21 protein-coding genes and 1 tRNA gene are annotated in these 21,938 nt (G+C 62.5%); 12 read left to right on the forward strand and 10 right to left on the reverse strand.

Features of this window, described 5'->3' with window-relative positions:
- Positions 1–26: 26 nt before the first annotated feature.
- Positions 27–1,934, reverse strand: coding sequence for a propionyl-CoA synthetase (locus tag ACFJIU_RS29860; RefSeq protein WP_379066132.1), 1,908 nt, complete (start codon positions 1,932–1,934; stop codon positions 27–29).
- 226 nt (positions 1,935–2,160) lie between these two features.
- Here ACFJIU_RS29860 and ACFJIU_RS29865 point away from each other — a divergent pair, with 226 nt between their 5' ends.
- Complete coding sequence (locus ACFJIU_RS29865) at positions 2,161–2,322, forward strand: hypothetical protein (protein ID WP_165358142.1); 162 nt, start codon at positions 2,161–2,163, stop codon at positions 2,320–2,322.
- Here the strand turns inward: ACFJIU_RS29865 and ACFJIU_RS29870 are convergent, their stop codons facing one another.
- From ACFJIU_RS29870 to tkt, 7 genes are all read right to left on the reverse strand, one after another.
- A complete protein-coding gene (locus tag ACFJIU_RS29870; protein ID WP_379066137.1) occupies positions 2,323–3,063 on the reverse strand; it encodes an SGNH/GDSL hydrolase family protein in 741 nt (246 codons plus the stop codon).
- A 110-nt stretch (positions 3,064–3,173) separates the two neighbouring features.
- Positions 3,174–3,914: a DUF899 domain-containing protein gene (locus tag ACFJIU_RS29875; RefSeq protein ID WP_379066140.1), complete on the reverse strand. Its 741-nt coding sequence runs from the start codon at positions 3,912–3,914 to the stop codon at positions 3,174–3,176.
- Between the two features lie 152 nt (positions 3,915–4,066).
- Positions 4,067–4,981 (reverse strand): fructose bisphosphate aldolase, encoded by a 915-nt coding sequence (locus ACFJIU_RS29880; RefSeq protein WP_379066143.1) that lies wholly within the window; start codon positions 4,979–4,981, stop codon positions 4,067–4,069.
- A gap of 260 nt (positions 4,982–5,241) precedes the next feature.
- The gene (locus ACFJIU_RS29885; protein ID WP_379066146.1) at positions 5,242–6,438 is read right to left on the reverse strand and encodes a phosphoglycerate kinase; all 1,197 of its coding nucleotides are present in this window, start codon (positions 6,436–6,438) and stop codon (positions 5,242–5,244) included.
- Positions 6,439–6,641: 203 nt separating this feature from the next.
- A complete protein-coding gene (locus ACFJIU_RS29890) occupies positions 6,642–8,540 on the reverse strand; it encodes a potassium/proton antiporter (protein ID WP_379066149.1) in 1,899 nt (632 codons plus the stop codon).
- A 191-nt stretch (positions 8,541–8,731) separates the two neighbouring features.
- Entirely contained in the window at positions 8,732–9,742 is a 1,011-nt protein-coding gene (gene gap, locus ACFJIU_RS29895) for a type I glyceraldehyde-3-phosphate dehydrogenase (protein WP_379066152.1), read from the reverse strand.
- Between the two features lie 158 nt (positions 9,743–9,900).
- Positions 9,901–11,892, reverse strand: a complete 1,992-nt coding sequence (gene tkt / locus ACFJIU_RS29900) for a transketolase (protein ID WP_379066155.1) — start codon at positions 11,890–11,892, stop codon at positions 9,901–9,903.
- Positions 11,893–12,149: 257 nt separating this feature from the next.
- On the opposite strand from tkt, the gene ACFJIU_RS29905 reads away from it, so the two are divergent.
- The 4 genes from ACFJIU_RS29905 (at position 12,150) to ACFJIU_RS29920 (ending at position 14,770) form a co-directional block, all read left to right on the forward strand.
- A complete protein-coding gene (locus ACFJIU_RS29905; RefSeq protein WP_326894503.1) occupies positions 12,150–12,422 on the forward strand; it encodes a DUF4164 domain-containing protein in 273 nt (90 codons plus the stop codon).
- A 15-nt stretch (positions 12,423–12,437) separates the two neighbouring features.
- Positions 12,438–12,818 carry a cell division protein ZapA gene (locus ACFJIU_RS29910; protein ID WP_379066158.1) on the forward strand — a complete coding sequence of 127 codons (381 nt, stop codon included), beginning with the start codon at positions 12,438–12,440 and terminating at the stop codon, positions 12,816–12,818.
- Positions 12,819–13,087: 269 nt separating this feature from the next.
- Positions 13,088–13,747, forward strand: coding sequence for a peroxiredoxin (locus tag ACFJIU_RS29915; protein ID WP_379066161.1), 660 nt, complete (start codon positions 13,088–13,090; stop codon positions 13,745–13,747).
- A gap of 135 nt (positions 13,748–13,882) precedes the next feature.
- Entirely contained in the window at positions 13,883–14,770 is an 888-nt protein-coding gene (locus ACFJIU_RS29920) for an MBL fold metallo-hydrolase (protein WP_379066164.1), read from the forward strand.
- 83 nt (positions 14,771–14,853) lie between these two features.
- Here the strand turns inward: ACFJIU_RS29920 and rpoH are convergent, their stop codons facing one another.
- Both rpoH and ACFJIU_RS29930 read right to left on the reverse strand, forming a co-directional pair.
- A complete protein-coding gene (gene rpoH / locus ACFJIU_RS29925) occupies positions 14,854–15,765 on the reverse strand; it encodes an RNA polymerase sigma factor RpoH (protein WP_379066167.1) in 912 nt (303 codons plus the stop codon).
- A 204-nt stretch (positions 15,766–15,969) separates the two neighbouring features.
- Positions 15,970–17,013 carry an RluA family pseudouridine synthase gene (locus tag ACFJIU_RS29930; protein ID WP_379066170.1) on the reverse strand — a complete coding sequence of 348 codons (1,044 nt, stop codon included), beginning with the start codon at positions 17,011–17,013 and terminating at the stop codon, positions 15,970–15,972.
- Positions 17,014–17,039: 26 nt separating this feature from the next.
- Here ACFJIU_RS29930 and ACFJIU_RS29935 point away from each other — a divergent pair, with 26 nt between their 5' ends.
- From ACFJIU_RS29935 to ACFJIU_RS29965, 7 genes are all read left to right on the forward strand, one after another.
- Complete coding sequence (locus ACFJIU_RS29935; RefSeq protein ID WP_379066173.1) at positions 17,040–17,420, forward strand: fimbrial protein; 381 nt, start codon at positions 17,040–17,042, stop codon at positions 17,418–17,420.
- Positions 17,421–17,424: 4 nt separating this feature from the next.
- A complete protein-coding gene (locus tag ACFJIU_RS29940) occupies positions 17,425–17,832 on the forward strand; it encodes a VOC family protein (RefSeq protein WP_379066176.1) in 408 nt (135 codons plus the stop codon).
- A 134-nt stretch (positions 17,833–17,966) separates the two neighbouring features.
- Positions 17,967–18,041: transfer RNA gene (locus ACFJIU_RS29945), tRNA-Glu, on the forward strand.
- Between the two features lie 772 nt (positions 18,042–18,813).
- Positions 18,814–19,779, forward strand: a complete 966-nt coding sequence (locus tag ACFJIU_RS29950) for an ABC transporter substrate-binding protein (protein ID WP_379066179.1) — start codon at positions 18,814–18,816, stop codon at positions 19,777–19,779.
- 27 nt (positions 19,780–19,806) lie between these two features.
- Positions 19,807–20,751, forward strand: a complete 945-nt coding sequence (locus ACFJIU_RS29955; protein ID WP_379066180.1) for an ABC transporter permease — start codon at positions 19,807–19,809, stop codon at positions 20,749–20,751.
- Positions 20,732–21,562, forward strand: a complete 831-nt coding sequence (locus ACFJIU_RS29960) for an ABC transporter ATP-binding protein (protein ID WP_379066181.1) — start codon at positions 20,732–20,734, stop codon at positions 21,560–21,562. The genes ACFJIU_RS29955 and ACFJIU_RS29960 overlap by 20 nt, the downstream gene beginning before the upstream one ends.
- Positions 21,563–21,671: 109 nt before the next feature.
- Positions 21,672–21,914 (forward strand): biotin/lipoyl-containing protein, encoded by a 243-nt coding sequence (locus ACFJIU_RS29965; RefSeq protein ID WP_379066182.1) that lies wholly within the window; start codon positions 21,672–21,674, stop codon positions 21,912–21,914.
- Positions 21,915–21,938: the final 24 nt, after the last annotated feature.

Consider the following 21,938-nt stretch of genomic DNA (forward strand, 5'->3'; position numbering starts at 1 on the left):
AGTCTGTCAGGAGTACCGAAGCCGGTTTACGCGCCTATTCCGCGAGCCTTCAGAGCCTGCGCGATCTCCTCCAGAATGGCAGGATCATCGATGGTCGCCGGCATCTTCCACTCTTCGCTGTCGGCGATTTTCTGCATGGTGCCGCGCAGGATCTTGCCGGAACGCGTCTTGGGCAATCGCTTGATGGTGACCACCGTCTTGAAGGCGGCGACGGGACCAATACGGTCGCGTACCAGCGCCACGGCTTCCTTTTCGACCGCACCGTCCTCGCGCGTTGCCCCGGCATTGAGAACGACCAGCCCAAGCGGCACCTGTCCCTTCATCGCATCGGCGATGCCGATGACCGCGCATTCGGCGACGTCGGGATGTTCTGCCAATACCTCCTCCATGGCACCCGTCGACAGGCGATGGCCGGCGACGTTGATGATGTCGTCGGTGCGGGCCATCACGAAGAGATAGCCGTCCTCGTCGACCATGCCGGCGTCGGCTGTCTTGTAATGGCCGGGGAACTCGTCGAGATAGGACTGGCGGAAGCGCTTGTCCGCCTTCCACAGCGTCGGCAGGCAACCCGGCGGCAGCGGCAGTTTCAGCACGACATTGCCGAGTGTGCCCGTCGCCAGCTCATGGCCGGCATCATCGAGCACGCGGATGTCGTAACCGGGCATTGGTACGCCAGGCGAGCCGTACTTCACCGGCAGCATGCCCAGGCCGACCGGATTCTGCGTGATCGGTGCGCCGGTCTCGGTCTGCCACCAATGGTCGATCACCGGCACTTTCAGGTTGCGTTCCGCCCATTTGATGGTCTCGGGATCGGCGCGCTCTCCCGCCAGGAACAGGGTACGGAATTTCGAAAGGTCGTGATCCGGTATGAGCAGCCCCTGCGGATCCTGTCCCTTGATGGCGCGGAAGGCGGTCGGGGCAGTGAAAAGCGCTGCAACACCATGATCGGCGATGACGCGCCAGAAGGTGCCGGCATCGGGCGTACCGACCGGCTTGCCTTCGAACATCACTGTCGTGCAGCCGACAAGCAGCGGTGCGTAGACGATGTAGGAATGACCCACCACCCAGCCGACATCGGAGGCTGCCCAGAAGACCTCGCCTGGCCTGACGCCGAACTCGTTCTCCATAGTCCATCGCAGCATGACCATATGGCCGCCATTGTCGCGCACCACGCCCTTGGGCTGGCCGGTGGTGCCGGATGTGTAGAGCACGTACAGCGGGTCGGTCGCTGCGACGCGAACACAGTCGACCCAGGCACCGGCGGCGCGTTCGCGCGCCACCTGATCGGCAAGATCAAAGTCGCGACCGGGATTAAGTTCGCAGCGCAGTTCCTCGCGCTGAAGCACAAGGCAGGCATCCGGCTTGTGGCCAGCCAGTTCGATGGCACCGTCGAGCAACGGCTTATAGGGGACGACACGTCCGGGCTCGATGCCGCAGGAGGCGGACACGATGACTTTCGGTGTCGCATCGTCGATGCGGGTTGCGAGTTCGCGCGCGGCAAAGCCGCCGAAGACCACGGAATGGATGGCGCCAAGACGAGCGCAGGCGAGCATGGCGATCGCTGCCTCCGGCACCATCGGCATGTAGATGATGACGCGGTCGCCCTTGCGCACGCCCCGGTTCCAGAGCGCCGAAGCGGTGGCCACCACCTCGCGCATCAGTTCGGCATAGGTGTAGCGGGTGACCTTGCCGCTGTAGGCACTGTCATGGATCAGTGCCAGTTGATCGGCGCGGCCACCGGTGACGTGACGATCAACGGCGTTGTAGCAGGTGTTGCAGACGGCGCCGGTGAACCAGCGGCCATAAACATCCTCGCGCGGATCGAAGACGCGGTCCCAGCGGCGATACCAGTCGATCGCCTCCGCCGCCCTGGCCCAGAAGGCATCCGGGTCGCGTTTCCAGTCGGCATAGACCTCATGGTAGCGGCTGGCCATTCCGTCCCCTCCCTGCCTTTCTTCCCAGAGCGTTTCCGTTTTCACGAAAACGCTCCAACTCTTTGTTGTGTGCAATTCCGCACCGAAAACCGCTACGCACTTTTCCTGGAATTGCCGTGGAAGGAAATCTAGCGTCTGCGTGCCCTCAGCGTCTATCTGACTAAGGGCGGTGATGAGGTTCGCACAGCCTTTGACAGCCGGCTCCGGCCCTGCTCAAAAAGCGACCATGTCGAAGCTGCTCGCGCTCATCATTCTCGCCATGATGGCTATCCAGGTCATCAAGCCGCTTGGCCTGCCAGGGCTGAGGCGCCGGCGCGATTGCTGGAAACTTGCGGTCGCCGCTCTCGCCGCCATTTCACTGACGGCCCTGCTCGGACACCAGTGGTAGCTACAGGTGCCGCCAGGCGCCTTCGTCGTCCCCAACCACAAAGCGCAGCAGATGTTCGGCCCAGGCACGGTAGCCGGCCGCAGAGGCATGGAAGCCGTCGCTGGCGAAACCTGCCTCAGGGTTGGTGATCGGCAAGCGCGATGCGGGCACCGCACCGCGCTCATAACACAGCCGCGTGCCCATGCGGTTCATTTCCCGGGCGCGGATTTCCAGGATCTTGCCGAGCAGCGACGGCATCGCCGGCGCGCGCGTGAATTCCAGCACCGGCGACCAGACCACCCGTGCTTCCGGCCACTTGGCGCGCAAGGCATAGAGCAGCCCGCCGAATTCCTTCTTGAAGCGCGCGACCGAGTGGAAATTCTTGGTGTCGTTGGTGCCGATGCAAAGCACGATGTGGGTCCAGGCATCTGCCGAAAGGTTGGGCAGGACGTGATCGCGGATCTGGCCCGACGTCGCCGAGTTGAATCCGGCGGCGCGCCAGCGCACGGCTTGCCCGGTCTGCTCGGAGATCAACGTGGCCAGTTGCGCCGCCAGACCATCCTCGGAACGGCCGATGCCGACCGAGGCGGCGGAGGAATCACCCAGGACCAGAAGGGAGAGGGGCGGCTTCCTGCCGGTTATCTCATGCATGACCGGACCTGAGGCCGGCAACATGCGCGTGGTCCTGCGGCGCACGCCAATGCCCTGCCAGACATAGACGGGCAGTGCGAACCAGGTAAGCAGGGCGGCGATACGGGACATGGCAAGCTCGATGCGATTACCAACCAAGCCTTAGCGCAGGACAGGCGACAGATGAATAGGCAGCCTGCGCTTAGCCTCTTGCCGCTGCGTCAGCCCGAATACTCTCCGCTCTAGTGACAACAACTGCCTTCTGCTGTCGTGGTGTCCTCGTATTCGTCGTGCAGGCGCACCCAGTCGATCATGCCGTGATAGGGGCCGTTTTCATTGCGGCCCTTTGGGGTCATGTCGAGATAGTCGTAGGTCGTGATCAGCGGCTCGCCGCCGCGTGCCCGTGACACGAAGGTGAGGAAGATATTGCCGGCGTCGTCCTTGAAGAAGACGCTGATGCCCGGCAGGTCGCGGATGGTGATTGGGCGTGTCTCGAAATTGTAGATGGTGTCGCCGGCCGCGATCTGCTTGTCGGTGTAGGACACCTGCATGTCGAAGTTGAAGTCGCTTGCGTAGGACGACACCATGTCGAACTTCCAGCCCATGCGTTTCCTGAACGGCAGCAGTTCGGCAAGCGGGGCCCGTGCCACGACCACCAGGGACACGTCATGGCGGCGCAGGTGCTGGTTGGCGCCGTCGATGTGGTCGCACAGGAACGAACAGCCTTCGCAATAGTGGTTGTCGCCCGGTCCCAGCATGAAATGATAGACGATGAGCTGGCTGTTGTTGCCGAACATGTCGGCGAGGTCTCTCGGCCCGGACCCGGTCTCGAAGACGTAGTCCTTCCGTATCTTCAGCCACGGCAATTCGCGCCGTTCCGCGGCGATCCTGTCGCGCAGGCGTGTCAGTTCCTTCTCGCGTTTCAGATGTTCCTTGTGGGCACGAAACCACTCGTCATGCGGGACGATCTTGCGCTTGGACATGGATCTACTCCTTTCCCCATCGCCCAAGGACGTATGGAGAGCGTCCATTTCGACATCTGTGGTCAAATATTTCGGCTGGCGGGATTTGCTCTGCTCAGAATAAAAAAAACCCGGGCGCGTGGCCCGGGTTTCGAAAAACAATTGCCGGTGTCTCAGGCAGCTGCCTTCTTGGCACGCGATGCCTCGAAGATGCTGTCGATCGCCGAGCCCAGAGCCGTGTTGAATTCGCTGTCGCTCTGGCCAGCCGACAGACCTTCGGTCAAGGCGCGCGAGAAGCTGGCGATGATGCCATCGTTCTGTTTCAGCTTGGCATTGGCGTCATCGCGCGAATAGCCGCCGGACAAGGCGACGACACGCATGACGCGCGGATCGTCGACCAGCGGCTTGTAGAGGTTCGGCTTGGTCGGCAGCGTCAGCTTCAGCATGACCTGCTTGCCGGCCGGCACCTGGTCGAGATGCTTGCGAATTTCCGCAAGCAGGATGTCCTCAGCTTCAGCCTTGTCCGGGATCGAGATCGTGACTTCGGGCTCGATGATCGGGACGAGGCCATGCGCCAGCACCTGTTTGCCGATTTCGAACTGCTGGTCGACGACGGCCGCAATGCCCTTCGGGTTCGCCGCGTCGATCACCGACCGTTCCTTGGTGCCGAAAATCCCCTTGGCGACGGCACGCTTCAGCAGAGCGTCGAGGGTCGGCATCGGCTTCATCAGCTTGACGCCATCCTGAGCCTCGGCCAGACCCTGGTCGATCTTCAGGAAGGGCACGACATGGCGCTTTTCCCAGAGGTACTGTGCGGTCGGTGTACCATCGATGTCGCGATCCATCGTCTGTTCGAACAGGATCGCACCCATGACCTTGTCACCGGTGAAGGCGGGCGACTTGATGATGCGCGCGCGCATCTGATGAACGAGGTCGAACATTTCGGCGTCGTTCGACCAGGCGCTTTCGTCGACGCCGTACAGCTTGAGCGCTTTTGGCGTGGAACCGCCCGACTGATCGAGCGCTGCAATGAAGCCGTCCTTGTGTGCGGCCTGCGCAGCCATGTCCTTGTTCATCTCACCACTCATCTATTGCCTCCTGATTGTCTGCCCGGGCGAATATCAGAAGAGTTTTTGCGATGGAATGCCAGCAAAAACCTTGAATCGATTGAAAGATATCACTTGCGATGTGGAAGTGTTTCAGCCCGCAAGAGGTAAGACGAGCAAAAACGATAAAGCGGAATGCAATCACGAGGACCGCAATTCCGCTTATCTCCTTGTTTTGCCACGAGGCCCGGATCTGAAAGGTCTGTCGACTGGTTCGCCGGCTTTCAGTCCGGGATCCGATGCTAGGCCTTAAGCACCTCGACACCCGGCAACGGCTTGCCCTCCATCCATTCCAGGAAGGCTCCCCCGGCGGTCGAGACATAGGTGAAGTCATCGGCCACGCCGGCATGGTTGAGCGCGGCGACCGTATCACCGCCGCCAGCCACCGACACAAGCTTGCCGGCCCTGGTGCGGGCAGCCGCATGCCTGGCGGCGGAAACGGTCGCCTTGTCGAAGGGCTCGATCTCGAAGGCACCGAGCGGGCCGTTCCACACCAGCGTGGCGGCGCGATCGATCCACTGATTGACGGCCTCGACGGTCTTTTCGCCGACATCCAGGATCATGGCATCTGCCGGCACGTTGTCGATGGCGACGGTCTCGTTGGCAGCACCCGCCTTGAACTCGCGCGCAACAACACCGTCCACCGGCAGGATGATGGCGCAGCCGGCGGTTGCCGCCTCGATCATGATCTGCTTTGCCGTGCTGGCGAGATCGTGCTCGCACAGCGACTTGCCGACGTCGGTGCCGCGGGCTGCGAGGAAGGTGTTGGCCATGCCGCCGCCGATGACGAGGGCATCGACCTTCTTCACCAGATTCATGAGCAGGTCGATCTTGGTCGAGACCTTGGCGCCGCCGACAATGGCGATGACCGGCTTCACCGGTGCGCCGAGGCCTTTTTCCAGGGCCTCCAGCTCTGCCTGCATGGTGCGGCCGGCATAAGCCGGCAGTGCACGGGCGAGACCTTCGGTCGAACAGTGAGCGCGATGCGCGGCGGAGAACGCGTCATTGACGTAGATGTCGCCGAGCGCGGCGAACTGTTGGGTCAATGCCGGGTCGTTCTTTTCCTCGCCCTTGTAGAAGCGGGTGTTTTCCAGGAGCAGCACGTCGCCGTCCTTGAGCTCGGCCACCGCCTGTTCGGCCTTCTCGCCAACGCAGTCGTCAGCGAAAGCAACCGGGCGCCCAAGCACCTCGGAGGTGGCGTTGGCGATCGGGCGCAGCGACAGTTCCGGCGAGGGGCCATCCTTCGGGCGGCCGAAATGGGCGAGCAGGATGACCTTTGCGCCCTTGTCCGACAGTTCCCGGATCGTCGGCACAACGCGTTCGATGCGGGTAAGGTCGCTGACCTTGCCGTCGGCGACCGGTACGTTGAGGTCGACGCGCACCAGGACGCGCTTGCCGCTCACGTCGCTGAGGTCGTCCAGTGTCTTGAAGCCAGCCATGCGGGTCCCTTCAGAAGCAATTCGAGGCAAAGTGTGTAACGGTTTTCCGTCCGGAATTGCGAAAAAACGAAGTGTCAGAGCATTTCCACATTTCCGTGAAAACGGAAACGCTCCAGCGAAAAGATGCCGGACCTTACCGGCCAAAATCGGCGATGCAAGACCGCATGACTGCATGGCGGAAAATATCTCGCCATAAGCTGACGTCAGGCCGGCTGCTTGGCGTCGTCGTCTTTGCGAACAGCTTCGCCGGAGCCTGCTGCTGAACCTTCGTTTTCAGCAGCAGGCTCCGATCTGGCGGGTTTGCGCAGGTTGCGGATGAAGCCGGCTATGCGATCGAAAAGCTCGCCGCCGCTGAGGAAGACGGGAACCTTGGCCACCGGCGCTGTCGGTTCGAAGGAAAGGCCAAGGCTGGTGATACGGCCCTTGTCGTCAACGTCGCGCACGATCAATTCGATCGATCCCAGCGAGACGCGATCGGCATATTCGGCGTGCCCGTCGAGCCGTTCCGTCACAAGGGCACCGATGGTGAGCTTGCGCTCTTCCTCGGTCAGGCCGGGACCATAGGCCAGCTCGAGTTCCTCGGCTGGTCGCGCGGGGTCGACGGCGAAAGCACCGAAGAAATCCGCGTCCTCGGGATCGACCACCGCGCGGCTGGCGAACAGCTTGTCGATCAGGCGCGGATAGCGGTCGGGTACGAAGATGTAGACGTTGTCGCCTGCCTGCAGGCGGCCCATGTCCTGGAATCGCATGGAACGGCCATCGCGTACCACCAGCGAAGGCCGTGCCCAGCGCGGGATGCGCTCGCCGCGCGCCACCGGGCTGCCTGCGACGACACGATAGGCGAGCAGTTCGTGATGGGCAGAGCCGGGCAATTCGAGTTCGACCTTGTCGAGCGGGCCGATGCGGGCGGGAACGATGAGGCCGAGGCGACGGGCCAGTGGTCCAACTGTCCAACCCTGCACCACCAGCGACACCAGCACGATGATGAAGGCGGCGTTGAAGATCACGCGGCCATGTTCCAGGCCGCCCAGCAGCGGGGTGATGGCGAGCAGGATGGAGACGGCGCCGCGCAAACCGACCCACGAGATAAAGGCCACCTCGGGGCGCGGCAGGCGGAACGGCAAAAGACACAGCCACACGGCCAGGGGACGTGCGATGAAGATCAGGAACAGGCCCAGCAGAATGGCCGGCAGCAGGATTGCCGGGAACTGCGACGGCGTGGCGAACAGGCCGAGCACCAGAAACATGATGATCTGCGCCAGCCAGGACATGCCGTCCTGGAAGCGTTTCAGGATGGTGACGGCACGGATGTCGGAATTGCCGGCGACAAGGCCGGCCAGATAGACGGCGAGGAAACCGGAGCCACCGATGGCGCCGGCCGCCGCAAAGACCATCAGGGAAAGGGTCAGAACGAAGATCGGCAAAAGGCCGTGGTCGAGATTGAGCCGATCGACCAGACGCACGATGGCCATGCCGCCGACAATGCCGGCCGCTGCTCCCAGTCCCATGTTGAGGACAAAGCCGAGAGCAAGGTCGGCGAGCAGTACAGGTGCTTCGGGATTGGCGCCCGCCGCGATGACCTCGACCAGCGTGATGGTGAGGAAGATGGCGATCGGATCGTTGGTGCCGGACTCCACTTCCAGCGTCGAGCGCACGCGCTCGCGAAGATTGATCTCGCCTGCGCGCAGCAGGAAGAAGACCGCGGCTGCATCCGTCGAGGCGACCGAAGCGCCAAGCAGGAAGGATTCCAGCCAGTTCAGGTCGAGCAGATAGAAGGCAGCGACACCGAAGACAGCGGTGGTCAAAACGACACCGATGGTGGCAAGCGAAAGCGCTGGCCCCGCGGCCTGGCGCAGGATTTTCAAAGGCGTGCCGAAGCCGGAATCGAACAGGATGACGGCGAGGGCCAGGGAACCGACAAAATAGGCGACCCTGGCATTGTCGAAGGCGATGCCCAGCCCATCAACGCCCGTGGCGAGGCCGATACCCAGGAAGAGCAACAACAGCGGGGCACCGAAACGGAAGGCGATCAGGCTCGAAAACGCGGCGGCCACCACCAGTCCGGTGCCGATCAGCGTCGCGAGATAGATCGCATGCTCCATCCGGTCTTTGTCCCTCACCCTTCACTGATTTCCGCTTTACGGGAGAGTGGGGCGAAGACATGGCCGGTGCAAGGCGTGACGATGATTTTTTGACCTAGCACGCTGACTTTCATGCTTTTTTGGCTCCGGGACGCTCCAACGAAAAACGCCCGGCGGAGCCGGGCGTTTTGGAAAAGCAACGAAGCTTGCGATCAGGCGATCGTCTTGGCCATGGCCACTGCGGTGTCGGCCATGCGATTGGAGAAGCCCCATTCGTTGTCGTACCAGGACATGACGCGCACCAGATTGCCCTCGATGACCTTGGTCTGGTCGAGCGCGAAGGTCGAGGAATGCGCGTCGTGGTTGAGGTCGATCGAAACGAGCGGATCCTTGGTGTAGGCGAGGATGCCCTTGAGCGAACCGTCGGCGGCGGCAACCAGCGCGGCGTTGACCTCTTCGACGGTGACCGGCTTCTTGGCCACGAACTTGAAGTCGATGACCGAGACGTTCGGGGTCGGTACGCGGATCGAAACGCCGTCCAGCTTGCCCTTGAGCTCCGGCAGCACCAGGCCGACAGCCTTGGCGGCACCGGTCGAGGTCGGGATCATCGACATCGCCGCGGCGCGGGCGCGGTAAAGGTCCTTGTGCATGGTGTCCAGCGTCGGCTGGTCGCCGGTATAGGCGTGGATCGTCGTCATGAAGCCCTTTTCGATGCCGAAGGCGTCGTTGAGCACCTTGGCCACCGGCGCCAGGCAGTTGGTGGTGCAGGAGGCGTTGGAGATGACGATGTGATCCTTGGTGATCTTGTCGTGGTTGACGCCGTAGACGACGGTGAGGTCGGCGCCGTCGGCCGGAGCCGAGACGATCACGCGCTTGGCGCCGGCGGTCAGATGCGCCGAAGCCTTGTCCTTCGACGTGAAGATGCCGGTGCACTCCAGCGCGATGTCGACATTGAGTTCCTTCCAGGGAAGCTGGGCAGGATCCTTGACCGCGGTGACCTTGATCTTCTCATTGCCGATGATGATCTGGTCGCCATCGACCTTCACCTCATGCGGGAAACGGCCGTGAACGCTGTCGTAGCGCAGCAGGTGGGCATTGGTCTCGACCGGGCCGAGGTCGTTGACGGCAACGACGACGATGTCCTTGCGGCCGGACTCGTAGATGGCGCGCAAAATGTTGCGGCCGATACGGCCAAACCCATTGATGGCAACTCTGACGGTCATGTGTTTCTCCCGGGGAGCGTAAAAAGGCGGATGAAAGGTCCGCCGCCTCAATAAAGGCGGGCGGCTAAAATATCCAGTCGCCCGGCCTGTAGGCTAATCGTTTCAGTCGTCTGGTGCGACGAAACGGCCCGGCGGATCGCTCCGCCGGGAAGACATTGCTAAGCGTGCAGGCGGGCTTCCGCCGCCTTTGCCGCATCTTCGGCGGTGATGCCGAAATGCTTGTAGAGCTGTTCGATCGTGCCGGAAGCGCCGAAGCCGGTCATGCCGACGAAGATGCCGTCGGTGCCGATGATGGCGTCCCAGCCCTGGCGAATGCCGGCTTCGATGGCGACCTTCACCTTGGCCTTGCCGATGATCTTCGCGCGATACGCCTCGTCCTGCTGGAAGAACAGCTCGAAGCAAGGAATGGAGACGACGCGGGTCGGGTGGCCATGACCCTGCAGCAGGGTGCGGGCGCCGAGCGCGATCTCGATTTCGGAGCCGGTGGCGAAGATGGTGACGGCGGCTTCACCGCCTTCAGCCGCTGCCAGCTCGTAGGCGCCCTTGGCGCAGAGGTTCTCTGCCACATATTCGGTGCGCACGGCAGGCAGGTTCTGGCGGGTCAGTGCCAGCGTCGACGGCGTCTTCTCCGATTCCAGCGCCAGCTGCCAGCACTCGGCGGCCTCTGTCGCGTCGGCCGGACGGAAGACGAGGTGGTTCGGAATGGCGCGCAGGGCGGCCAGATGTTCGACCGGCTGGTGGGTCGGGCCGTCTTCGCCGAGGCCGATCGAATCGTGCGTCATCACGAAGATCGAGCGGATGCCCATCAGCGAGGCAAGGCGCATCGCCGGACGGGCATAGTCGGTGAAGCACATGAAGGTGCCGCCGTAGGGGATGATGCCGCCATGCAGCGTCAGGCCGTTCATGGCCGCGGCCATGCCGAGTTCGCGGATGCCGTAATGCACGTAGCGCTGGCCGTAGTCGTTCGGCGTGATCGCCTTGGTCTGGCTGGTCTTGGTGTTGTTGGAGCCTGTCAGGTCGGCTGAGCCGCCGATGGTCTCCGGAACTGCGCCGTTGATGACTTCCAGCGCCATTTCCGACGACTTGCGGGTGGCAACCTTCGGCTTGTCGACAGCCAGCTTCTTCTTGTAGTCGGCGATGACGGCGTCGAAATCCTGCGGCAGCTTGCCGGCGTTGCGGCGCTCGAACTCGGCGCGCTGCTTGGCATCGGTCTTGGCAAGGCGGCCTTCCCATTCCGTGCGCTTGCTGGCGCCGGCTTCGCCGGCAGTGCGCCAGGCCGAAAGGATGTCGGACGGAATTTCGAAAGGCGGCGATTCCCAATTGAAGAACTTGCGCGCGCCGGCGATTTCTTCGGCGCCGAGCGGCGAGCCGTGCACCTTGTTGGTGCCTGCCTTGGTCGGTGCGCCGAAACCGATGGTGGTCTTGGCTGCGATCAAAGTCGGCTTGTCGGAATGGCGGGCGGCTTCGATGGCGTAGGCGATCGCTTCCGGATCGTGGCCGTCGACATGCATCGCATTCCAGCCCGAGGCCTGGAAGCGCGCGACCTGGTCGGTGGAGTCGGACAGCGTGACCGGGCCGTCGATGGAGATGTTGTTGTTGTCCCAGAACACGATCAGCTTGTTCAGCTTGAGGTGCCCGGCGAGCGAGATCGCTTCCTGGGAAATGCCTTCCATCAGGCAGCCGTCGCCGGCCAGCACATAGGTGTAGTGGTCGACGAGGTCGTTGCCGAAGGCGGCATTCAGGATGCGTTCGCCGAGTGCGAAGCCGACCGAATTGGCGATGCCCTGGCCGAGCGGGCCGGTGGTGGTTTCAATGCCCGAGGCATGGCCGTATTCGGGGTGACCGGCGGTGCGGGAACCCAGCTGGCGGAAATTCTTGATCTCCTCGATGGTCATGTCCTCGTAGCCCGTCAGATAGAGCAGCGAGTAGAGCAGCATCGAGCCATGGCCGGCCGAAAGGATGAAACGGTCGCGATCCGGCCAGTGCGGGTTCTTGGCGTCGAACTTCAGGAACCGTGTGAACAGGACGGTCGCAATGTCGGCAGCGCCCATCGGCAGGCCGGGATGGCCGGAATTGGCCTTCTCGACGGCGTCCATGGACAGAAAGCGGATCGCATTGGCCATCCGGTCATGTTGTTCACGCGAAACCATGGTTCCTCCAGCCGTTCGGTTCGGAAAAAGATGCCGGGACACATAGCAGGCCAGCCGCTTGAGTCAATAAAACCTAAATCGATTTAATAGGCTTCTCGTCAAGGAAAATGTCGCCGTGGCCTCATCAATTCGGCGTTAGCGGGGGACAGGAGAGGCGGCTTTATTGACGCGGCCTTCACACGCCGCCTAATGTTTCACGAATAACGCGTTCTGAACGCGAGCGATTCGGTGATGGGCACGGGCTGAGGACGAAGGCCATGACCGGGGAAACGACCCTTAGAGAAGTGATAGCGAGGCTGGGCAAGGCCATTGAAGGGCTGGAGGATGCCGTCGCCGCGAAGCTGGAAAGCGAACGCGACTATTCCGAAGCCGAGGCCGAGGTCCAGCGCATGAACGCCGACCGTTCGCGTCTGGCACAGGAACTCGACAATTCCGAAGCGCGGGCCGAACGGCTCGAGGACGCCAACAAGGAAGTGTCGCGCCGGCTGGTGACCGCCATGGAAACCATCCGCGCAGTGCTCGACAGATAGCGCAGGAGATCCGGCATGGCGCAGGTCACTGTCACCATCGACAACAAGCAATACCGCATGGCCTGCGACGAGGGCCAGGAAGAGCACCTGATCGATCTTGCCGAGCGCTTCGATCGTTATGTCGCGCATCTGAAGGATTCCTTCGGCGAGATCGGCGACCAGCGGCTCACCGTCATGGCCGGCATCATGGTCATGGATGAATTGTCCGAGGTGCAGAAACGCATCAAGGGCATGGAGAGTGAGGTCCTGACCTTGCGCAAGACCCGCGACGAGGCGTTGACCAAGGCAGACAAGAACGACCAGGCTCTCACCGGTGCGCTTGGCTCGCTGGCACAGCGCATGGAAGATCTCGCGGCATCGCTTGCGCCGCGCAAGGCCACCGAAAGCCCCTCTTAGCAGGCCGCTGGCGGGATAGAGCGTTTCCGCTTTTCGTGGAAAAGCGGAAATTTTCCAGCTCGTTGTTGACTTAATTCCGGACGCAAAACGGCCAGGCGCCTGTGCCGGAATTGCTCTGGTCCTGCGCCAGCGAAACTATTTTCCAGTTTGTCCGGCGGGGTGCGGCAAAATTCACCTCCCTAACGGCCTCTTTTTGGAGGAAGATGCGATGATTGCCGGTGCGCAGCCGGCAGACGCCATTCAACGCGTTTCAAAGAGGTGGGTACGCCATGAGCCTTCGTATCAACAGCATCGCGCCGGATTTCGAAGCCGAAACCACGCAGGGTTCGATCCATTTTCATGACTGGATCGGCGACGGCTGGGCGGTGCTTTTCAGCCACCCGAAGAACTTCACACCGGTCTGCACCACCGAGCTCGGCACCATGGCTGGCCTCGAAGGCGAGTTCAGGAAACGCAACGTCAAGATCATCGGCATTTCCGTCGATCCTGTCGAAAGCCATGGCAAGTGGCAGGACGACATCAAGACCGCGACCGGCCATGTCGTCGCGTATCCGCTGATCGGCGACAAGGATCTCAAGGTAGCCAAGCTCTATGAGATGCTGCCGGAAGAGGCGGGTGACAGTTCCGATGGTCGCACACCCGCCGACAACGCCACGGTGCGCTCCGTCTACGTGATCGGGCCCGACAAGAAGATCAAGCTGATCCTGACCTACCCGATGACCACCGGGCGCAATTTCGACGAGATTCTGCGCGTGATCGATTCCATCCAGCTCACCGCCAAACATCAGGTGGCAACGCCGGCCAACTGGAAGCAGGGCGACGATGTCATCATCACCGCCGCCGTCTCCAACGAAGATGCGATCAAGCGCTTCGGGGCCTTCGACACGATCCTGCCTTATCTCAGGAAGACCAAGCAGCCGGGGGCTTGAAACCACTCCGGACCGGTTGCCCGCGCATTTTCGCGCCTGAACGATTTGTGAGAAGCCTGTGCTTGACGGCTCGGCCTTCGCAGATAATCGTACTCTTCATCGATCCCGGATTGGAAAACCATTCCGGGGTGAACGATGCTGGAGGCGCAGTTGGATGCATCCTTGGCGAGGCCACAGGTAACCGGCTTCTACGACAAGCCCACCGGTTCCATTCAGTATGTGGTGGCGGATGGCGCGACACGGCGTTGCGCCATCATCGACCCGGTTCTCGACTTCGACGAGAAGTCGGGCGCTGTCTCCACGGGCAATGCGGATGCGCTGCTCGCCTTCATCCAGGAAAGCCGGCTCGAGCTGGAATGGATCCTCGACACCCACCCGCATGCCGATCATTTTTCGGCCGCCCACTACCTGAAAGAGAGGACCGGAGCGCTCACCGCGATCGGCGACAGGATCGTCGACGTCCAGGCTCTGTGGAAGGCCATCTACAACTGGCCGGAGTTTCGCGCCGACGGCTCGCAGTGGGATCGGCTGTTCGCCGACGGTGAAATCTTCCATATCGGCTCGCTGCCGGTGACGGTGCTGTTCTCGCCCGGCCATACGCTGGCATCGATCACCTATGTTGCCGGCGACGCCGCCTTCATCCATGACACCATGTTCATGCCGGACAGCGGCACCGCCCGTGCCGATTTTCCCGGTGGCAGCGCCGTGCGGCTGTGGAACTCGATCCAGCGCATCCTGGCGTTGCCGGATACGACACGCCTGTTCGTCGGTCACGACTATCAGCCGGGTGGGCGGGACGCGGCATGGGAAACGACGGTCGCCGGGCAGAAGCGCAGCAACACCCATGTCCGCATCCCGACGAGCGAGGCCGATTTCGTGGCCCTGCGCGAGGCGCGCGACAAAACCCTGCCGATGCCGCGGCTGATCCTGCATGCGCTCCAGGTCAACATCAATGGCGGCCGGCTGCCCGAGCCGGAAGCGAACGGCAAGAGGTATCTGAAGTTTCCCCTGGATGGGCTGTAGCGGCTTCTGTTGTCGGGCAATACTGGACAAACAAAAACGGCGCCGGTCTCCCGGCGCCGTTTTTCATGTGACTGTCAGAACCGTCAGGCGGCCGGCTGTGCGTCGATGGTGCGCAATGCCTCGGCCTGGCGCTTGGCGGCTGCCTTGACCGCATCCTGCACCTTTTCGAAGGCGCGCACTTCGATCTGGCGCACGCGTTCGCGGGAGATGTCGAACTCGGCCGACAGTTCTTCCAGCGTCAGCGGCTCCTCGGCGAGGCGGCGCGCCTCGAAGATGCGGCGTTCGCGATCGTTGAGGACCGACATGGCGCCGGCCAGCATCTGGCGGCGGTTGTCCAGTTCGTCCTGCTCGATCAGCATGTCTTCCTGGCTGTCGTGGTCGTCGACCAGCCAGTCCTGCCATTCGCCGCTCTCGCCCTCGGTCGCGCGGATCGGCGCGTTGAGCGAGGCGTCGCCCGACAGGCGACGGTTCATCGACACTACTTCTTCCTCGGAAACATTGAGGCGGGTGGCGATCTCGGTGATCTGGTCCGGCTTCAGGTCGCCGTCATCCAGCGCCTGGATCTTGCCCTTCACCTTGCGCAGGTTGAAGAACAGGCGCTTCTGGTTGGCGGTCGTGCCCATCTTGACCAGGCTCCACGAGCGCAGGATGTACTCCTGGATCGAGGCCTTGATCCACCACATGGCATAGGTGGCCAGCCGGAAACCGCGCTCCGGCTCGAACTTCTTGACGGCCTGCATCAGGCCGACATTGCCTTCCGAGATGACTTCGCCGATCGGCAGGCCGTAGCCGCGATAGCCCATGGCGATCTTGGCCACGAGCCTGAGATGGCTGGTGACCAGCTTGTGGGCGGCGCCGGTGTCTTCATGCTCCTGGTACCGCTTGGCGAGCATGTACTCTTCCTGCGGCTGAAGCATCGGAAAGCGACGGATTTCTTCCAGGTAGCGGCTGAGGCCGCCTTCACCGGAAACGATACTGGGTAGTGACTGGGCCATGAACTGCGCCCTCCTCTCTTTTAGGACTGCCCCCGAAACGCGGCGGGCATGTGACGCGCCTGCCTGATGGCACGATCGCGTTTAGACAATTTATACCGGAACAAACCCGGAAAATCCACGTATTTGTTCAAGGTGGAACAGTGTGTCACTGGGAAGTGAACAGTGTGAAGTGAACAATACGAGTCAGGTTTTTTGGTGGCAGGTTCAGAGATTTCGAAAGCCGCCGACCAGATCCTCCATGTCCCCGGGCATCGGCGCCTCGAACCTCATCGTCAGATGGGTATCGGGATGGCTGAATTCAAGCAGGCGTGCATGCAGGGCCTGGCGGGGAAACGCCGCGACTTCGTTCTTCAGCGGCTCCGGCAGGCGGTTGGCCTTGGTGCGGAAGGCCAGGCCATAGTCCGGGTCGCCGACCAGCGGGTGGCCGATATGCGCCATATGCACACGGATCTGGTGCGTGCGACCGGTTTCCAGGCGACATTCGACAAGGCTGGCAGCCGCGAACTTGTCCTGCCCCTCGCCGAAGCGTTCCTCCACCGTGTAGTGGGTGACGGCATGGCGGGCATCCTCGCGATGTTCCGGCACGACGGCGCGCCGTACCCGGTCGGCGGCGCGGCCGAGCGGTGCGTCGATGGTTCCGGTCGGGCGCGGCGGGATACCCCAGACCAGCGCGACATAGGCACGCTGCAGGTCGCCGGTGCGGCCATGGTCGGCGAAGGCTTCGGAGAGGGCGCGATGGGCATGGTCGGTCTTGGCCACGACCATGACGCCGCTGGTATCCTTGTCGAGGCGGTGCACGATGCCCGGCCGCCTGACCCCGCCAATGCCGGAGAGGCTCGCGCCGCAGTGATGGATAAGGGCGTTGACCAGCGTGCCGGTCCAGTTGCCGGCGCCGGGATGGACGACCAGGCCTGCCGGCTTGTTGATGACGATCAGCGCGTCGTCCTCATAGAGAACGTCGAGCGGGATATCCTCGCCCTGCGGCTCCGCCGGCTCGGGTTCCGGCATCGCCACGGAAACCGAGTCGCCCGCGGCGAGCTTGCGCTTGACCTCGTCGATCCGCTGGCCGGCTATGCGGACTGCCCCTTGCTTGATCAGCGCCTGGATGCGGCTGCGTGACAGCTCCGGCGCCAGCTGCGCGGCAAGCCATTGGTCGAGGCGCTGGCCAGCGGCATCTTCGCCGGCTTCCAGCGCGATCGGCGCCGCCCCTATCATTTCCTCGGTGTCTTCGTTATCAGGTGCGGCCATCGAAACAGTTCCGGAATAGATCGCCCATGGCCCGGCCCCTTGCCGATGACGAGGAAGACAAGCCGCTCGATCCGAATGTGGACAAGCTGCGCAGGAAGCTGATCCGCTTCATGGTCGTCAATCTTGGCCTGTTGTTCTTCGCCCTTATGGTCGTGGTGGCGGCGCTTGTCTACAAATCCTACACAGCCAAGCCGGCAGCGCCGATCGCCGGCGATATCCAGACGCCCGCTGGCGAGCCGCAGAGCGGGGATATTGTCCTGCCGGTCGGCGCCAAGGTGCTGTCGCAGTCGCTCTCGGGTGATCGCCTGTCGATCGAGGCGGAACTGGCTGACGGCGGCCGGGCGATCTTCGTCTACGACATCGCCGAACGGCGCATGATCGGCCGCTACACCTTGCGGCTGCAGTAGCCCCATGAGTGACTTCGCCACAGAGCGCCGGGTCGCCACGGTCACGCTGGTCGTCGCCGACTATGACGAGGCGATCCGCTGGTATGTCGATCGCGCCGGGTTCACGCTGACGTCCGATCTCGACCTCGGCGGCGGCAAGCGCTGGGTGACGGTCGAACCGCAAAATGGCGGCGGGGCGCGGCTGCTGCTCGCGAAGGCCGACGGGGCAGGGCAGGCGGCCAGCATCGGCAACCAGACCGGCGGCCGTGTCGCCTTCTTCCTCGAGACAGATGATTTCGCACGTGACCATGCCGCCATGCTGGCGCGCGGCGTGGAATTCCGTGAAGCACCGCGCCATGAGCCATACGGCACGGTTGCCGTGTTCGCCGATCTCCATGGCAATCTCTGGGATCTGATCCAGCCGAAGCGATAGGTTGCTGCCGAAGCGGTTGTCCGGGGCTGCACTGCACCGAAACAATGCTGGCCGGACCGGGAAGGCACCAAAAACTTGCCGTTTCAGCCTGTTGCTTTTTCAGACGGGCCAGCCTATATCGCCGGTTCTCGGCTGCGCCCATCGTCTAGCGGTCAGGACGGCGCCCTCTCACGGCGCAAACAGGGGTTCGATTCCCCTTGGGCGTACCAGTCTCGTGTAAACAGCGAACACAGCGGGCGGCAGGGCCTTCCTGCCGAATTGCCTGCTCAGTTGTTGTCTCTGCGATTGCAATCCTGATGACAGTATCGTGGGCGTTCCAGTTTGAGCGCACCGATACGCCTCCTCAGCAAGACATGCATCTTGCCAACACAGTCCTCGCCCCTTTGTCGAATTGCTGGAGTTCTTCGGCATCGGCGGCTTCGTGCTGCGTTTTGGGCAATGCGCCTGTTGATCTTGGCGGAGCGGCCAATCTCCGCACTCGAGCAGATCGCGAGGGAAAGGATCGAGGATCAGCGTACCAAGCTTTGGACCCGGCGGGCTCTTGCGGGCTGTCTTGCCCTCTTGCCGCAGGTCGAGCAGTCACAATGGCGGTGCGCACGGTCCTGGCAGGCGATGCTGTCACGGTAACTGGTGCGGACAGCCGGCCTGCCGCCGGGACATGGCACTGACGTCACGCAGCGTATTGGGCGCAGGTTGCGCGATTGAGTGTCGCCAACTCAGGATCATGCCGCCGGCGCCTGTCAAAATGATCACAGGGTTGGCCTCCCGAGATCAAAGCCGAACGGTTGACATTCTAAATTTGTCCCGGTAGGTAGTATTCAGTCTCATCCATAGGGACAATATAACAAAAACGAAGATCATAGGGAACGCCTGACGGAGCAAACTCAAGGGCAGGTAACGTGCCAAGAGTGCATGTCCGGGCGGGAATGTGTGGCGTGGGAAGGGGCTAGGCCCTCCCTTGCCGCCACCGGGAGGAGAAAAATGAAGTCACGTCTTGCGAGCCTTTTAGGCTCGACGATTCTGCTTGCGCTTTTGCTGGCTGATGCATCGACATCAAGCGCGCAGGCGGGGCCGAAAATCTGTGTCAATCAATATGCCACGGCGAGCGTTATCGAGGACATCCTGAACGGCCTCAAGGACGGGTTGAAGAAGGAAGGCGTACCGATAGACGGGATGGTCATCCAGAACCCTGAAGGCGACGCCGCCACCCAGCAGACGCTGGCGCAGGGGTTTGTCAGCGACAATTGCGACGTCATCGTCGCCATCGCCACCCCGGGGGCCCAGGTCTTCCGCAAGCTGACCTCGACCATCCCCGTGGTCTTTGTCGGTTCATCGACGCCGATTGAAGCCGGCTTGGTCAAGTCGTTCGAGGAGCCCGGCACCAATTTCACTGGCATTGCCGATCCGGCCCCGGTGGAGGCTGACATCGACGCCATGACCAAGGTGCTGCCGCACATGAAGAACGTCGGCCTCATCTACAAGGCCGGCGACCCGGCCGGTGACTTCCTGGCCAAGCGCGCTATTGCGCATCTGGAGAAGCGCGGACTCACGCCCGTGATCGCCTCCATCGCCAATGCCGGTGAGGCAACGCAGGCAGCGCAGTCACTGATGGGCAAGGTCGAGGCCGTGGAACTGCCTGGCGACTCCACCACCATGAGTGGCATCGCCGGCATCCTGAAGGTCACCAACGACTCGAAGATCCCGGTGTTCGGCTGCCTGAGCGAAGCTGTCAGCCAAGGCGCACTGCTCTCCGGATCCTACAGCTATGTCGAGGTCGGCGAACTGGCGGCGAGGACGGTCAAGCGGATACTTGATGGAGAAAATCCGGCGAAGATACCCGTCGTCGTGCCGAACGCCCACGGCTTCGAGGTCAATCTCACTCAGGCCAAAAAACTCGGGATCGAGATTCCCGAAGAGGTCATGAGTCGGGCAACGCGCACCTATTGAGTCGACTGCTTATCTGGAGGCGAACCTTTGAGCATCTTGCTGATAGGCGCGCAGGTCGGGCTGATCTATGGCCCGCTCGCGCTAGGGATATACTTTGCACTGAACGTTCTCAGCCTGCCGGACCTGACACTGGAAGGTTCGTTCGGTATCGGCGGCGCCACCACGGCAGCCCTGCTCGTCGGAGGCCTCGATCCAGCTTCCGCACTCCTCGTTGGCATGGCGAGCGGCTGCACGGCCGGTCTCATAACCGGGCTTTTGCATGTTTACCTGCGCATGAATGTACTCCTGGCGGGCATTTTGATGACCACCGCCGCCTGGTCTGTCAGCCTCGCCATCATGGGCGCGGGCAATATCTCCCTGCTCAGCCAGCCGACGATCTTCACCTGGGTCGAGGATCTCGGCCTTTCCACCCAGGCCGCAGCAATTGTCGTCGGCGCCGGTGCTTCATTCATCGTGGCAGCGGGGCTGATCTGGTTCTTGCACACCAATTACGGGCTGTCGCTGCGGGCGGCTGGCCTGAACATCCAGACAGCGCGCAGCCTCGGCATCCGCACCGAATTTCGCCAGATAATGGGCCTCGTCATCGCCAACGGCCTGGCGGCCACTTCGGGGGCTCTCGTGGTGCAGAGCCAGGGATTCATGGACGTGTCGATCCAGACCGGCGTGATCGTGGTCGGCCTTGCAGCGCTGATGATCGGCATGAGCGTGTTCAAGACGCCGAAGATCGTGCCGTCCATACTCGGCGTGCTGCTCGGCATACTGGTCTACCGCGTGGTCGTCACGCTGGCGCTCAAGCTCGGCCTGCCACCCTACTTCGTCAAGCTGGTCACGGCGCTGGTCGTGTTCGCCATCATCGTCATACGCAGCCACGGCCTGGGAATGCTGGCCTTTCCCGGAACCGCTGCCGCCAGGAAGAACGCCCGCGACCGGCTCGAATATCTGGAGAATGATCGTGTCGTCAACATCACCTAGGCACCAGCCGCCGGCGCTCGAAGTCAAGGGCTGCGAAAAGCGGTTCAAGGGGTTTGGCCGCAACGAGATCGTGACGGCTGCGCACCACATTGATCTCACCATCGCAGCAGGAACCATCGTGGCACTGGTCGGCTCCAATGGTTCGGGCAAGTCGACGCTGCTTTCCATGATAGCGGGCAGCCAACTGCCCGATGCAGGCCGTATCCTGATCCAGGACGAGGACGTCACCGATCTGCCTTCCTGGAAACGGACAGGGCGAGTGGCGCTGGTCCGGCAGAACCCGGAGCACAACGTTTTCTCCGCCTTGACCATCGCTGAGAACTTCGCTCTCGCTGACGCCGGCCAGGCGCGCTCCTTCAACCTGAAGCGGGCCGCCGGCACGAAGGTGCGCGAGATCGCGCACCGGGCGCTGGCCCAGTTCTCCATGGGGCTGGAGGACAGGCTGGACGCCCTCGCCGGTACCCTGTCCGGTGGCCAGCGCCAGGCTGTCTCGGTGGCGATGGCGACGTCCCGCAATCCAGGTCTCTTGCTGCTCGACGAGCACGTCTCGGCGCTTGATCCGACCAAGGCCAGGCTGGTGATGGAGCAGACCGAGGCCATCGTGCGGGCACGCAGCATCGCGACGCTGATGGTGACGCACGACATGGGCCACGCCATCAAGCATTCCGACCGGCTGATCCTGATGCATCGTGGCAGGATCGCCATGGATCTCGATGAGGAACAGAAGAAGGGTCTCACCGTGCCGGACCTTCTGTCTCGCTTCGAGACGCTGACCGGCGAGACGTTGCCGGACAGCGCCGTGCTGGCTTGACCCACCGGCCGAGCGTCGCGGGAGACAGAACAAGGCGTGGCACCTGCCTGCCGTCGGCCTTCAGGCCTGTGGGAGCGCCCTTCACCACATTGATACGAGGATGAGTTCGATGATCGTAGACTTTCCGCTGCCGGAGCTCGGGCCCGAAGTGCCCGCCGCCACCATCGTCACGTGGCGCAAGGGTGTAGGAGAAGGCATCGCCGACGGCGACGTCCTGCTCGAGGTCATGAGCGAGAAAGTCAATATCGAGGTCGAATGCAGCATCGTCGGCCGGCTGGTCGAGATCCTGCACGAAGCGGACGAAGAAGTCGCTCCGGGTACGGTCGTTGCCCGCATCGACACTGCCGGCTGATCGCCCGGCCCCGATACCACTCGG

This window comes from Mesorhizobium sp. UC74_2 (assembly GCF_042701485.1).
Classification (GTDB): domain Bacteria; phylum Pseudomonadota; class Alphaproteobacteria; order Rhizobiales; family Rhizobiaceae; genus Mesorhizobium.

Bases quoted from the DNA above. Each gene is read 5' to 3' on its own strand.
- ACFJIU_RS29965 (WP_379066182.1), top strand. From the start codon at position 21,672: ATGATCGTAGACTTTCCGCTGCCGGAGCTCGGGCCCGAAGTGCCCGCC.
- ACFJIU_RS29940 (WP_379066176.1), top strand. From the start codon at position 17,425: ATGAGTGACTTCGCCACAGAGCGCCGGGTCGCCACGGTCACGCTGGTC.
- ACFJIU_RS29910 (WP_379066158.1), top strand. From the start codon at position 12,438: ATGGCGCAGGTCACTGTCACCATCGACAACAAGCAATACCGCATGGCC.
- ACFJIU_RS29885 (WP_379066146.1), bottom strand. From the start codon at position 6,438: ATGGCTGGCTTCAAGACACTGGACGACCTCAGCGACGTGAGCGGCAAG.
- ACFJIU_RS29930 (WP_379066170.1), bottom strand. From the start codon at position 17,013: ATGGCCGCACCTGATAACGAAGACACCGAGGAAATGATAGGGGCGGCG.
- gap (WP_379066152.1), bottom strand. From the start codon at position 9,742: ATGACCGTCAGAGTTGCCATCAATGGGTTTGGCCGTATCGGCCGCAAC.
- tkt (WP_379066155.1), bottom strand. From the start codon at position 11,892: ATGGTTTCGCGTGAACAACATGACCGGATGGCCAATGCGATCCGCTTT.
- ACFJIU_RS29865 (WP_165358142.1), top strand. From the start codon at position 2,161: ATGTCGAAGCTGCTCGCGCTCATCATTCTCGCCATGATGGCTATCCAG.
- ACFJIU_RS29880 (WP_379066143.1), bottom strand. From the start codon at position 4,981: ATGAGTGGTGAGATGAACAAGGACATGGCTGCGCAGGCCGCACACAAG.
- rpoH (WP_379066167.1), bottom strand. From the start codon at position 15,765: ATGGCCCAGTCACTACCCAGTATCGTTTCCGGTGAAGGCGGCCTCAGC.
- ACFJIU_RS29870 (WP_379066137.1), bottom strand. From the start codon at position 3,063: ATGTCCCGTATCGCCGCCCTGCTTACCTGGTTCGCACTGCCCGTCTAT.
- ACFJIU_RS29915 (WP_379066161.1), top strand. From the start codon at position 13,088: ATGAGCCTTCGTATCAACAGCATCGCGCCGGATTTCGAAGCCGAAACC.
- ACFJIU_RS29905 (WP_326894503.1), top strand. From the start codon at position 12,150: ATGACCGGGGAAACGACCCTTAGAGAAGTGATAGCGAGGCTGGGCAAG.
- ACFJIU_RS29860 (WP_379066132.1), bottom strand. From the start codon at position 1,934: ATGGCCAGCCGCTACCATGAGGTCTATGCCGACTGGAAACGCGACCCG.
- ACFJIU_RS29920 (WP_379066164.1), top strand. From the start codon at position 13,883: ATGCTGGAGGCGCAGTTGGATGCATCCTTGGCGAGGCCACAGGTAACC.
- ACFJIU_RS29875 (WP_379066140.1), bottom strand. From the start codon at position 3,914: ATGTCCAAGCGCAAGATCGTCCCGCATGACGAGTGGTTTCGTGCCCAC.
- ACFJIU_RS29890 (WP_379066149.1), bottom strand. From the start codon at position 8,540: ATGGAGCATGCGATCTATCTCGCGACGCTGATCGGCACCGGACTGGTG.
- ACFJIU_RS29935 (WP_379066173.1), top strand. From the start codon at position 17,040: ATGGCCCGGCCCCTTGCCGATGACGAGGAAGACAAGCCGCTCGATCCG.
- ACFJIU_RS29950 (WP_379066179.1), top strand. From the start codon at position 18,814: ATGAAGTCACGTCTTGCGAGCCTTTTAGGCTCGACGATTCTGCTTGCG.